The organism is Tardiphaga robiniae, from assembly GCF_013359755.1.
GTDB lineage: Bacteria > Pseudomonadota > Alphaproteobacteria > Rhizobiales > Xanthobacteraceae > Tardiphaga > Tardiphaga robiniae.
This window is the reverse complement of the sequence record NZ_JABMCJ010000094.1, coordinates 114,831-127,749: the sequence shown is the minus strand read 5'-3', so window position 1 is coordinate 127,749 and position 12,919 is coordinate 114,831. Positions and strand designations below refer to the sequence as shown.

At 59.9% G+C, this 12,919-nt stretch carries 15 protein-coding genes; all 15 read left to right on the top strand.

Features of this window, described 5'->3' with window-relative positions:
- The first annotated feature begins 54 nt into the window (after positions 1-54).
- Positions 55-432, top strand: coding sequence for a flagellar basal body rod protein FlgB (flgB, locus tag HP556_RS26860; RefSeq protein WP_092141368.1), 378 nt, complete (start codon positions 55-57; stop codon positions 430-432).
- Between the two features lie 11 nt (positions 433-443).
- On the top strand, positions 444-860 hold the full coding sequence (gene flgC / locus HP556_RS26855) for a flagellar basal body rod protein FlgC (protein WP_089263697.1): 417 nt from the start codon (positions 444-446) through the stop codon (positions 858-860).
- Positions 861-862: 2 nt separating this feature from the next.
- Complete coding sequence (gene fliE / locus HP556_RS26850; RefSeq protein WP_068729891.1) at positions 863-1,183, top strand: flagellar hook-basal body complex protein FliE; 321 nt, start codon at positions 863-865, stop codon at positions 1,181-1,183.
- Positions 1,184-1,192: 9 nt separating this feature from the next.
- Entirely contained in the window at positions 1,193-1,981 is a 789-nt protein-coding gene (flgG, locus tag HP556_RS26845) for a flagellar basal-body rod protein FlgG (protein WP_089263432.1), read from the top strand.
- 24 nt (positions 1,982-2,005) lie between these two features.
- Positions 2,006-2,482, top strand: a complete 477-nt coding sequence (flgA, locus tag HP556_RS26840) for a flagellar basal body P-ring formation chaperone FlgA (RefSeq protein WP_115032323.1) — start codon at positions 2,006-2,008, stop codon at positions 2,480-2,482.
- A complete protein-coding gene (gene flgI / locus HP556_RS26835; protein ID WP_175369603.1) occupies positions 2,482-3,579 on the top strand; it encodes a flagellar basal body P-ring protein FlgI in 1,098 nt (365 codons plus the stop codon). Before flgA ends, flgI begins: the two co-directional genes overlap by 1 nt.
- Before the next feature lie 65 nt (positions 3,580-3,644).
- Positions 3,645-4,301, top strand: a complete 657-nt coding sequence (locus HP556_RS30340; protein WP_246297919.1) for a MotE family protein — start codon at positions 3,645-3,647, stop codon at positions 4,299-4,301.
- Positions 4,302-4,306: 5 nt separating this feature from the next.
- Complete coding sequence (flgH, locus tag HP556_RS26825; protein WP_175369602.1) at positions 4,307-5,002, top strand: flagellar basal body L-ring protein FlgH; 696 nt, start codon at positions 4,307-4,309, stop codon at positions 5,000-5,002.
- Between the two features lie 12 nt (positions 5,003-5,014).
- Positions 5,015-5,500 (top strand): flagellar basal body-associated FliL family protein, encoded by a 486-nt coding sequence (locus HP556_RS26820; RefSeq protein ID WP_246297918.1) that lies wholly within the window; start codon positions 5,015-5,017, stop codon positions 5,498-5,500.
- Positions 5,497-6,231 carry a flagellar type III secretion system pore protein FliP gene (fliP, locus tag HP556_RS26815; RefSeq protein WP_068729883.1) on the top strand — a complete coding sequence of 245 codons (735 nt, stop codon included), beginning with the start codon at positions 5,497-5,499 and terminating at the stop codon, positions 6,229-6,231. The genes HP556_RS26820 and fliP overlap by 4 nt, the downstream gene beginning before the upstream one ends.
- Positions 6,232-6,453: 222 nt before the next feature.
- Positions 6,454-7,707, top strand: coding sequence for a flagellin N-terminal helical domain-containing protein (locus HP556_RS26810; protein WP_120287543.1), 1,254 nt, complete (start codon positions 6,454-6,456; stop codon positions 7,705-7,707).
- A 129-nt stretch (positions 7,708-7,836) separates the two neighbouring features.
- On the top strand, positions 7,837-9,480 hold the full coding sequence (gene fliF, locus HP556_RS26805) for a flagellar basal-body MS-ring/collar protein FliF (RefSeq protein ID WP_120287542.1): 1,644 nt from the start codon (positions 7,837-7,839) through the stop codon (positions 9,478-9,480).
- A complete protein-coding gene (locus HP556_RS26800; RefSeq protein WP_175369214.1) occupies positions 9,477-10,172 on the top strand; it encodes a hypothetical protein in 696 nt (231 codons plus the stop codon). Before fliF ends, HP556_RS26800 begins: the two co-directional genes overlap by 4 nt.
- 1 nt (position 10,173) lies before the next feature.
- Positions 10,174-11,511 (top strand): MotB family protein, encoded by a 1,338-nt coding sequence (locus HP556_RS26795; protein ID WP_175369213.1) that lies wholly within the window; start codon positions 10,174-10,176, stop codon positions 11,509-11,511.
- A complete protein-coding gene (locus HP556_RS26790) occupies positions 11,508-12,695 on the top strand; it encodes a chemotaxis protein (protein WP_175369600.1) in 1,188 nt (395 codons plus the stop codon). Before HP556_RS26795 ends, HP556_RS26790 begins: the two co-directional genes overlap by 4 nt.
- Positions 12,696-12,919: the final 224 nt, after the last annotated feature.

The window sequence follows — 12,919 nt, the reverse complement described above, 5'->3', positions numbered from 1 at the left end:
ACAAGTTTCCATTTGTAAACCATGATGAAGGAATCATGTTTGCCTGGGGGATAAGTGGGACCCGTCTATCTCTTCGATGTTGCCTCATCGCATGAGCGATGGCTGTCGCTGCGGCAGTCCGCAATCTCGGCGAATGTCGCCAATGCGAACACGCCGGGCTATCGCGCGCAGGACATCGAGCCGTTCAACAAGATCATTGAATCGAAGGTCGTGCCCGTGACGGTGACGTCACCGGCACACATCACAACCGGTTCTTCAGTTGAGGCCCAGGGCATGCGCAAGGAGAAGAGCTGGGAAACCGTGCACTCCGGCAACTCTGTCAGCCTTGAGCAGGAGATGCTGAAGGCTGGCGATATCAATCGCGACTATTCACTGAATACGGCGATCGTCAAATCGTTTCATCGCATGTTCATGACAAGCATGAAGACCTGAGGGAAATGACGATGATTGATCCGTTACAAGCATCTGTTCAGATCGCAAGTTCCGGCCTCGAAGCGCAGTCGACCCGCTTGCGCGTCGTGTCGGAGAACCTTGCTAACGCCAATTCAACCGGCCGCACGCCAGGCTCGGATCCGTATCGCCGCAAGACCACGACCTTCACAGCCGAGATGGACCGTGCCGCTGGTGTGCGCATGGTCAAGGTGAAGGATGTCGGAACCGATCAGGCGCCGTTCCGCGTGGACTATGAGCCAGGCCACCCGGCTGCCGATCCAACCGGTTACGTGAAGCTGCCCAATGTGAACTCGTTGATTGAAATGGGCGACATGCGGGAAACCAACCGGTCCTTCGAGGCCAACCTACAGGTCATCAAACAAGTGAGATCCATGGTGTCGATGACCATCGATCTCTTGAGGAGCTAACCATGCTTGAAGCGGTATCCTCAGTCATCAGCAGTGCTGGTGAGCTCGCCAAAACCAGCGAAGTCATCAATTCCGCGACACCCGCGGTGCAACCTGGTGCGGCCACCGTCGGTTTCAACAACGTCCTCGAACAGGTCGCAGCCGATGCCATCGGTTCGATCAAGGCCGGCGAAGCCGCGTCAATCCAGTCCATCCACGGCAAGCTCTCGGCACAGAAGGTGGTCGAGGCGGTCATGTCTGCCGAACGGTCATTGCAGATGGCTGTCGCCGTCCGCGACAAGGTCGTTCAGGCGTATCAAGAAGTCAGCCGAATGGCGATTTGAGGTTTAATCATGAGAGCTCTGGCCATTGCTGCCACCGGTATGGGCGCGCAGCAGCTTAATGTCGAAGTGATCGCGAATAATATCGCGAATATCAATACGACCTCGTACAAGCGATCCCGCGCGGAATTCACCGATCTGTTCTATCAGATCGACCGCGCGCAGGGCGTTCCCAACCGAAGCGGTGAGGGCGCAGTACCTGAAGGCGCAAAGCTCGGTCTCGGCGTGCGTTCGGCTGCCGTGCGCAAGCTGCATCTGCAGGGCGCCATGGCGCAGACTGGCAACACTTATGACATGGCCATTAATGGCCGCGGCTGGTTCCAGATCGCCGGTCCGAATGGTGAGACGCTCTACACACGCGCCGGTGCATTCAACCTGAATGAAAACCGCCAGCTGGTGACGCCGGACGGCTATCTGGTGACGCCTGCGATCATTGTCCCGCAGAATGCCGTGGATGTCACTGTCAACGAGTCCGGCCAAGTCTTCGCGAAGGTCGACGGGACCGTTGCGCCCGTTCAGCTCGGGCAACTCTCGCTCGCGAACTTCTCCAATGAAGCCGGTCTGGACCCACTCGGCGGAAATCTCTATCGCGAGACGGTTTCATCCGGCGTGCCCGTTGTGGGCTTCGCAGGCGACATTGGCTACGGCAAGCTGCATCAACACTATCTCGAGAGTTCGAACGTCGATCCGGTGAAGGAAATCACTGAGCTGATATCGGCGCAGCGTTCTTATGAAATGAATTCCAAGGTCATCCAGGCGGCTGACGAGATGGCATCGACCATTTCGAAGGGCATGCGGTAATCCACAGAACGGGATCTCGGCCTGATGCGCGCAGTCACCATCGTCACCCGCTGGCTCGCGAGCTTCGTGCTCGCGGCCGGCATCGCAGGCGTCGCAAATGCTGCGGAAGATGCCGTCCGCTATCCCGTGCCGGCCACGGCGATCTATCCCGGTGACGTCATCAGGGATGAAATGATCATGGATCGCAATTTTGCGCCCAATATTCAGGGCGCAAGTGCATTCATCAACGACCGTGCGTCCCTCGTTGGCCGCATTGCGCGTCGTACACTGTTGGCGGGGCACCTGATTCCGATCAACGGTCTCGAAGATCTGAAGGCCGTCACCCGCGGGGCTGTGGTGAAGGTGCTCGTCGAGGATGATGGGCTCATTATCGTCACCTATGCAACATCCCTGCAGTCCGGCAGTGCCGGCATGATGGTGCAGCTTCGCAACCTCGATACCGGCGTCACGATCCGGGGCATCGTCCAGCAGGACGGATCAGTACGGATTCAGAACGGATGATGCTGCGTCTCCTTTGCGGTCTCCTGCTTTCGCTTTCGATCTCTGCGGCAGATGCCGCTGTGCGTGTGAAGGACATCGCCAATCTCAAGGGCGTGCGGGAGAACCAAATCCTCGGCTATGGCCTTGTGATCGGCCTCAAGGGTACCGGTGACACGTTGCGCAACGCGCCGTTCACCGAACAATCGTTGCAATCGATGCTCGACAATATGGGCATCAATATCCGTGGCACCTCGTTGCGCACGCGCAACGTGGCCGCCGTCGTTGTGACGGCCGATCTGCCGCCGTTTGTCGCGGGTGGCTCGCGAATCGACGTCGCGATCTCGTCATTGGGCGACGCATCATCCCTGCTTGGCGGAACGTTGGTGATGACGCAGTTACGCGGCGCCGATGGCGAAACCTATGCTGTCGCGCAAGGTGCTATCGCTGTAGGCGGTTACAACGTCGAAGGCGCTGCACAAACGCTTAGCCAGGGTGTGGCCACAGCTGGCCGTATCCCAAATGGCGCGCTGATCGAACGTGAAGTCAAGGGGCGTTTCAGCGAGATGGAATCGCTCATTCTTGAGCTAAAGAATCCGGATTTCGTCACCGCAACGCGTATCATGGACGCGATCAACGCGCATGGCAGTGGCCGTTACCAAAAGGCCGTAGCCTTCGAACGCGATTATCGTACTATCGTACTGTCCCGACCGCGTGGCACCTCGCCGGTGCGCTTTATCGCCGAGATCGAGGAACTGCTGGTCGAGCCGGATACGCCGGCACGGGTCGTGGTCGACGAACGCACGGGAACGGTGGTCATCGGCCGGAATGTACAGATTTCGACAGTCGCGGTCACCCATGGAAATCTGTCGGTGCGAATCACCGAGGCGCCGATCGTGTCGCAACCGAACCCATTCGCGCGCGGCGAGACGAAGGTGGTGCCGCAAACCTTCATCGAAGCTAACGAGCCCGGCGCCAAGATCGCCATTCTGCGTGGTGCGGACTTGCAGCGTCTGGTGCGTGGTCTCAATCAAATCGGCCTGAAACCGCAGGGAATCATCGCGATCTTGCAGGCGATCAAGGCGGCCGGCGCGCTGCAAGCGGAACTCGTCATCCAGTAAGCCCGGGTCAGCGTCACGCAAGCCAAAGCGTGCAACGCTCGCTCAGCTGAATCACGAGAACACGAATGGCGCGCGTCGCAAATCGATCGATCAAGTTTCTCATGCTGGTCGGTATGATGCTGTCCACACAAGCATCGGCCGAACCCGAGCAGAAGCTCTCAAGACCACTGAATCTTGGTGAATTTGCAAAGACGCCGCAAGTTGCGCGCCCCCGCCCGGCTGCAAACAAGCAGGACCCGGTGGTGCGTCCGCCCGCTGATTCGGCGCTGATCACTGGTGCAATCGACAAGAAGGACAGCACAGCCGCGAACTCCCAGGAATCCGACGTCGCGCGCTTTTGCAGCAACATCGCGGACCAGGCGCTCGATGCCCGTGTGGCGTGGCAGCAGAAAGAGCTGGAAGCGACAGAATCCAAACTGAAGCTGCGCATTGCCGAACTTGAGGCCAAACGGGCCGAATATGAAGAGTGGCTGAAGTTGCGCGAGGAGTTCCTCAAAAAGGCGGAAGACAGCGTTGTCGAGATCTATTCGCGGATGAATCCCGAGGCTGCGGCGCAGCAGATTGCCAGCATGGCCGATGATACGGCTGCTGCTGTTCTCGCCAAGCTGCGCGTTCGCGTCGCCAGCGCGATCCTCAATGAAATGGAACCGGCACGTGGCGCACATCTCGCCGACACGCTCGCCGGAATGCGTCGCACCGACGACGGGAAAGCCAAGAAATGATGTGGTTGAGAGTGATTCTGATTCCGGTCGCATTGTCGTGCCTGACCGGTTGCGCGAGCAATCTCGCTGAGGTTGGTCAGGCGCCCTACATGTCGCCGATCGGCAACGGCATGCAGGTTGATGCGCGCGCAATTCCGATCGAAAGGCGGGCCTATGGCAGCGCGGGTCCTCACTCGATCTGGAATGATCGCAAGGACCTCTACCGCGATTCTCGGGCAACGCGGGTCGGTGATCTTCTGACCGTGAACATCCTGATGAACGACAAGGCGATCCTCGACAACAAGACGGATCGATCGCGAGACTCGCAGATCAAGGTGGAATCCGATTACTCGGCCAATATTGCCAAATGGCTCTCGGCGGGAAATTTCGACACCAACGTCAAGTCCCAGTCGTCGAACAAGGGCGCTGGCAAGATCGACCGGAACGAAGAAGTACGTTTCTCGGTGGCTGCCGTCGTTGTCGACGTACTCCCGAACGGCAATCTCCTGGTTAGCGGTTCGCAGGAGATGCGCGTCAATTACGAAATGCGCATCGTCAATGTCGGCGGCATCGTGCGTCCGATCGATATCAGCCGCAACAACACCATCGCCTACGAGAAGATTGCCGAAGCCCGCATTTCGTATGGCGGGCGAGGCCGGTCCATGGAAGTGCAGCAGCCGAACTGGGGTCAACAGGTTTACGACCAGGTCGCGCCGTTCTGATGGGAATCGATCATGGCCGATAACACAGCGAATGAAGGCCAGCGCCCCGGGATTATGCAGTGGCTTGGCGCCCTGCTGCTCGTCACCGCGCTGTCGGTTGGGGCAGGAGCCCTTGCAAGCCTTCAGTTGATGTCGACGTTCCAGCGTATCAGCGAGAACCAGAAGGAGGCGCCTGAAAAACCGATCTCGTCGGCCTTCAATGCCAATGATCGTCTGCGCAAGATCACACCGGTCGTGACCAATCTGGCGGCGCCGCCAAATGCCTGGATTCGCATGGAGGCATCGATCGTGACCGATAAATTGACCGAGGAGGAGGCGAGTATCGTGGTCGCCCGCATCGGCGAGGATGTTGCAGCCTATCTGCGCACGCTCACACCCGCGCAAATCGAGGGCGCCCGCGGCCTGCAATATCTGCGGGAAGACCTGAATGAGCGTGCGCTTACGCGCTCAAGCGGCAAGGTTCGTGAGCTGATTATCGAGACGCTGGTGGTGCAATGAAGCGTATCATTCCGATCCTGCTCCTGGTGCTTCTGCCGACGGCTGCAGTGGCGCAGGTTCCGGATCTGTCGACCCTGCTTCCGCAGGGCGAAGGCAGTGCCAGCGGCCGAATCATCCAGATGGTCGCGCTGCTGACGGTGCTGTCACTGGCGCCGGGCTTGCTCATCATGGTGACGAGCTTCACGCGATTCGTCGTCGCACTCTCATTCTTGCGCACCGGGCTCGGCCTGCAGACGACGCCGGCGAACATCGTGATGATCAGCCTCGCGCTGTTCCTCACATTCTATGTGATGGCGCCGACTTTCGATCGCGCGTGGCAGAATGGCCTTCAGCCTCTGATGAAGAATGAAATCACCGAGCAGGAAGCCTATTCGCGTGTCACAGATCCGTTCCGCGATTTCATGCTGCAGCATGTGCGTGAGAAGGATCTGCAAACCTTCGAGAACCTCGCTGCCGAGAGCATGAAGATCAAACTCGAAGGCCAGCGGATCGATCTGCGAATCATCATTCCGGCTTTCATGGTGTCGGAACTTCGCCGCGCATTCGAGATCGGCTTTCTTGTCGTCATGCCGTTCCTGGTGATCGACATGATCGTCGCAACGCTAACGATGTCGATGGGCATGATGATGATGCCGCCCACGGTGTTTGCGCTACCGTTCAAGGTACTATTCTTCGTACTGATCGACGGCTGGAATTTGCTCGCAGTCGGTCTTGTGAAGTCGTTTCTGTAGATCATTTGATTCATCACAAGGTAAGTGACGAATCAAATGATCGCTGTTAACTATACGAGCCGCCGCTCCCTTCAGCTTTGGGTAAGGTTTGGCGGCTAGCTTGCAATTCACGACAGGTTGGGTCGATCAGATATCGACATTCCAAAGGCATGATGCCGCCCTCTCGTACCGGTGAAAGTCCGGTATGTCCCCAGCAAATCAATCAAATTAAAGGGACATACGATGTCTAGCTTGATGACCAACTCCCAGGCCATGACCGCGCTGCAGACTCTGCGCTCGGTCGATGCCAACCTCTCCACCACGATGAACCGCATCTCGACCGGCTATCGCGTGTCGACCGCGTCGGACAATGCCGCTTACTGGTCGATCGCCACCACGATGCGTTCGGACGTTCAGGCTCTGGGCGCCGTGCAGGACGCCCTCGGTCTCGGCGCTGCGACCATCGACACCATGTATACCGGCCTGAGCGCCACGGTTGACGTCGTGTCGTCGATCAAGGCCAAGCTGGTTGCTGCCCGTACGCCGGGCGTTGACCGCGCGAAGATCCAGAGCGAAATCACCGAACTGCAGAAGCAGCTGAAGAACACCGCCGACAGCGCGGTTTTCAACGGTGAGAACTGGATCTCGGGTGATTCGAGCAGCGCCAGCTACAACGCGACCAAGAGCGTCGTGTCGTCGTTCTCCCGCGCCGGCGGCGCCGTCCAGATTGACACGCTCTCGGTCGACCTCAATGCGATCAAGCTCTACGACGCGAATGTTGACACGGCCTATATTGCCCAGACGTTCCCGACGGGTACCAGCACGGCCTATGCTGCTGCCACCGATGTCGGCGGCAACATCACGGTGACCGTCGGTGCCGCTGCGGCGATCAACGTCTCGATCGCCAAGGGTTCGTCGATCAATGACGTTGCCGCGGCGATCAACTCGCTCGGTATCGAAGGTCTGACGGTCGGTATCGCGGGCAATGGCACGCAGCTCGCATTCAAGAGCCGCAACGACGCCAACGTTGTGATCGATGCCAGCGTGGCCGGCTACGGCGCCGCTGTCACACTGACCGCGCTTGCCGCGCCCCTCGACTCCAAGAAGGGCGTTCTCGACGGCACCATGGACGCCTATACCGGCACTGCCTGGGAAACCTTCAGTGTTTCGTCGATGGACATCTCGAAGCTCACCGACAACGCGGCGGACCTCGCCAAGCTCGAGACCTACATCTCGGGTACCGACAAGGCACTGGCCAAGATCACTGACTCCGCCACCAACCTCGGCGCCATCAAGAACCGCATCGGCCTGCAGCAGAACTTCGTGAAGACCCTGACTGACTCGCTCGATCGCGGTATCGGCCAGCTCGTCGACGCAGACATGAACGCCGAATCGACCCGCCTCCAGGCCTTGCAGACGCAGCAGCAGCTGGGCATCCAGGCGCTGTCGATCGCCAACGCCGGCAGCCAGAGCATCCTGTCGCTGTTCCGCGGCTAATCGCTCTCGCATCGTGAACAGGAATGGCCGCGACCAATCAAGGTCGCGGCCATTTCGCTTTCAGGCTCTCCGTAACCCTCGGACAAGCTTCACAATCGATGATCGATTCGGAAGTGGGCAGGGGTATTTATGGTCAATCGCGAGCACGCGCAGAAGCTCTGGAACAATCTGCTTGAGCTGGGTACGAAGCGTCTCATTCTGCTCGCGGTGGTTGGCCTCGCTGTATTCGGCGGCGTTGGCGGCGGCGCATACTACATAAGCCGGCCGGAATACAATGTTCTCTATTCGGGCCTCAGCCGCGAGGACGTGACGCGTGTCAGCTCGGTACTGCGTGACGCGAATATTGCTTTTGATCTGAATACCGCGGGCGATACCGTCTATGTCCGTCCCGGACAGACGGCGCAGGCGCGTACGTTGCTGGCCGACAAGGGCCTGCCCAGCACCACCGGCGGCGGTTATGAGCTGTTCGACAAGATTGGCTCGCTCGGCCTGACGTCGTTCATGCAGGAAATCACGCGCGTGCGTGCGCTCGAGGGCGAGATTGCGCGGACGATCCAGGTTCTCAAAGGCGTCAAGGCAGCCCGCGTCCATATCGTGATGCCTGCGCGTGGCTCATTCCGGCGTGAGCAGTCGCCGCCATCGGCTTCGGTCGTATTGCGAACGGATGGTCCGGCGGATGCACGCACGGCACGCTCCGTGCGTCATCTCGTAGCCGCGGCTGTGCCGGGAATGACCGCGGACAAGGTCACCGTGCTCGACAGTGACGGTTCGCTGCTTTCGGACGATGACGGCAGCGGCAGCGTCGGGGCAACGCCGACCACGATGGCCAATTTGCAGAAGGTCGTCAGCCGCTCGATCCAGGAGAATGTGAGCCGGGCACTGACACCCTATCTGGGGCTCGATAACTTCGAGGTCAGCGTTGCGACCCAGCTGTCGACCGACAAGAAACAGACCAATGAGACGGTCTACGATCCGGACTCGCGGGTGCAGCGCTCCGTGCGCGCTGTGCGAGAGAAGGAAACGTCGCAGAGCCTCGATCGGCAGCAACCGACAACCGTTCAGCAGAACCTGCCAGATCAGCAGGTCAATGCGACCGGCGCCAAGAATCAGAATGATGAGAAGCAGCGCCGCGAAGACATCACCAATTACGAAGTGTCGTCGAAGACGGTGACGACCACGAGCGATGGTTTCGTAGTGAATAAGATGTTCCTCGCCGTTCTGGTCAACCGTCCGCGTCTCATCGCGAGCCTCGGCGACAAGGTGAGCGATGCTGCGATCGAAGCCAAGGTCGCGGAGATCTCGCAGATTGCTGCGACCGCAGCTGGCATCGATCGTCCGCGCGGCGACCAGATTCAGGTTTCGGCGGTCGAATTCATGGAAGGTGCGCGCGATCTCGCGCCGGTGCCGTCGATCACCTTCACAGAGGTGATGATGCGCCAAGCGGGCAGTCTCGTGAGTGCCATCACCATTCTAGCCGTAGCCGGCATGCTGATCTGGTTCGGTCTGCGCCCCGCGATCAATACGATCCTGGCCAGCGCGAAGACGGACGAGACAACGCAGTTCCAGGCGGAGACGAATGCGCTGCTCAGTGGCGGCAGCACGATGGCGGCCGCGGCTCTGTCAGGAGGCGAGGCTCCGCCCAATCTTATCCAGGATGTCTCGAGCAGTATGCAGAATACGCCGCAGAAACGGCTGGAACAGATCATCCAACTCGATGAGAAGCAGGCGGCAGCGATTCTGAAACAATGGATCAGACAAGAGGAAGCGGTATGAGCGCAGAGCAAGTCGCACGTCTGATCGCCGATTTCGATCGACCCGAGCCGCCAAGAACGCGCAGTCGCGTCGTTCCGTTCGACCATCTGCATCACTCCAGCGTGCAGCCGCAGCATCAGCCGCTTCTGCAGAAGGCAAAGCAGCAACCGTCGTTTCAACCGCAGCCGCAGATGCAGCCAAAGCCGCCTCTCGTGCAGGAGGATGATGGCTATGAGCGCGGTCGCGCCGAAGGCTATGCGAGTGCACTCGCCGAGTTCGAGCGGCGCATGGAGCAGGAGAAGCAGGCACTTGCGGCGCAGGCCGCCGAAGAACGGCAGCAATTGCTCAACGAAACGGCGGCCAAGCTCGCCGGCGATATCGCCGAAATGGGCGACCAGTTGCAGGGAAGAATCGCTGGCGTAGCCGCGCGGCTTCTCGAGCCGCTCATCAGTAACGCCGTACAGAAACAGGCAGTCACTGCGTTCATCGAGCATTTGTCGTCGATCACAACCGATAGCCGCCGCCCGGTTCTGCGCATTACCGGTCCATCGGACTTGCTCGAATTGATCCGCAGCAAGCTCGGCGTCCGCGCCATTGCATCGGAGTTGCGTGCCGGCCCCGAAACAGAAGCGTCGATTGTCGTCGACCAGATCGTGCTTGAGACTCAGCTCAAGGTTTGGACCGAACGACTGAAGATGGCGGTCCAGAGCTGAGATGGCCGATCCGCTTCCGCCAGAAATAGTGATCATCCGCCGCCGCAGTTCGCTCGAGAGCGGCGAGACGAAGAACAGTGTCTGGAAAATCGCTTACGCCGACTTCATGACGGCGATGATGGCATTCTTCCTGGTGATGTGGCTGATCAATGCCACCAATCAGGAAACGCGCGAAAGCGTGGCCACCTACTTCAACCCGATCAAGCTGACGGACTCGACGCCGGATCGCAAGGGCATCAACGATGCCCGGCGGGTTGACCCCGGCAAGGCCGTGGAAGGCGAGAGCAAGTGGCCGCACCCGGAGCCAGGTCAGCCGACGGATGCGCTTGCGCGCCCGCAGCCTCCGCAGCCACGCTATGGCGAGGCGACGTTGTTTCGCGATCCTTATGCTGTACTCTCGGAGATTGCCGGCGGTCCTCCGCGTCCGGGACAGACCAGTGCGGCGCTCGACCCAAATCGCAAAGAAGGGCTGAAGGGCGGGGAGGCCTATCGAGATCCGTTCGATCCGATCAACTGGCCGATGGCGTCGATCTCGTCGCTCGAGAAGAAGCTGTCGGGACGCAAGGACGCGGGTAGCCTACCATTCGGCGAAGATGTTGCTGCCGCGGCGAGCGAGGGTCAGGAGCCGCGCCCGCTCGACGCCAAGCCTGATGCCACCGGTACCCCGGGGCAAGAGATGTCCGGATCGAATTCAACTCCCGCGAAATCCGACAAGCAGGAGGCACCGAAGCCCGCCGGGTTGTTTGCCGACGATGGCGACAAGTCCAATCCGGCAGCGGGTCGTCCGCAACCGGCGCAGGCAGACAAGACTGCAGCGCCGGCTGACAAATCCCCGGCGCAGCCTGACAAGGCGCCCGCCCAGCAAGAAAAAGCCCAACCGATGGACGCCGCCAAGCTCCAGGCCGCAATTTCGGCGGCGCTGGCCGCCATTGGACCGGCGCGTCCGGTGGCCGAAGTGAGGGAAACCCCCGAAGGACTTCTGATCAATCTGACGGACGACGTGAACTACGGAATGTTTGCCAACGGCTCGGCCGAGCCCACGCCCGGTCTCGTTCGTGCGCTCGACAAGATCACGCCGATGATTGCGCAGAACCGCGGCCAGGTCATCGTGCGTGGTCACACCGATAGCCGTGTCTATCGCACGTCGGAATATGACAATTGGCGGCTTTCGACCGCGCGTGCGCATATGGCGTATCACATGCTGGTGCGCGGCGGCCTCGACGCCGGGCGGGTCGAGCGCATCGAGGGCTATGCGGACCGCCGGCCGAAAATTCAGAACGACCCGCTTGCCGCGCAGAACCGGCGGATCGAGCTTCTGATCCGTGCTCCCGTGCTATGACCAGCGCCAGGATCATTGCAGCAACGCTTCTAGCCTGTCTTGGCAGTGCACATGCGCAGCCGGCCGACGACCAAATGCGCGAGCCGTATCAGATGGTTCGTTCATTGCAGATGCTGCAAGATCAGATCGCGCGCGGCGATCTCGACGCTCACAATTCCCAACCCGCCCTGCTGAAGCGCTTGGGTGAGAACTTCCTGAAAGCCGATGCCACCGTCTGGAAGGAGCCGCGCAATTCGCGTGCAGCTGTCACCTTCCTCTTGAGTGGCGGGTCGCCGCAAGTGGTTGCGAGCCTCCGCTCCCGCAACGTGCTGAATATTGACGAGGCTATTGTCGATGGCGCCATCGCTTATGTCGAAGGGCGCACGGACGAAGCGAAGTCGAAGCTCGCCAATATCAAGCCACGCAGCCTGCCTGCGGCACTCGGTGCCGAGATCGCGCTGGTGCAATCGGCACTGGTTGCACAGGACGACCTGAAGGTCGCGATCACATTGCTTGACGAGGTGCGGCTGATGATGCCGGGCACGCTGGTCGAGGAAGCGGCACTGCGTCGGGAGATTTTCATCGTCGGACAGGACGACGACTTCGACAAGTTCGAAGCCCTCGCGGTGCGCTACTTTCGCCGATATAGGCATTCTATCTATGCAGGCAATTTCCGCCAGCGCTTTGCGCTCTCTGTGGCACGCTTCAGCTTCGTACAGCGCCCCGATCGTTTCCCGCGTCTTGTCGCTGTGCTCGATCATCTTGATCAGGCGAGCCAGCGGGCACTCTATCTTCTTATTGCAAGAACGGCATTGGTTCGCGGCAAGACTGAAATGACAGTGCTCGCCGCCGACCGTGTATTCGCATTGTCCGATGACGACAGCGCCGAGCGCGTACGCGCGCGCCTGTACCGGGCCGCGGCACGCGTTGCCACATCTGCACACAGTACGGCAATCGCCGAGCTTGAGCAGATCGACAAGGCAAAACTATCCGAACGTGATGTCGAACTGCAAAGCGCGGCGCTTGCCATTGGACTGAATGTTCGAAAGGCGCTGCCGGAGGCAAAAGCCAAGAGCGACGGAAGCAGCGAAGCGAAGACGGCCATGCGGCCGCGCATTGATTTCAGCCGCTCTCTCGCTGCCGTCGATCGGGCACAAAAGTTGCTCGATGCGTCGCAGGAACAATTAAAGGAGAAGGTCCGATGAACAATGCTGATCTCCTGATGGCAGCGCTTCGCCAGACAGCGGCCGGAAAGGCTGGGACGAAAGGCGGATTGAACGGCGGTGCCCATGCCAAGGACGGCAAGGAGAAGGCCGATCACTTTCGCGAGCAGCTCCGTCTGGTCTCAAAGGAGACCAAAACAGTCACGCCGCATGTTGCCAAGACAGCCGATAACGCGAAAATCGTCGACGCAAAGCCGATACTCGAC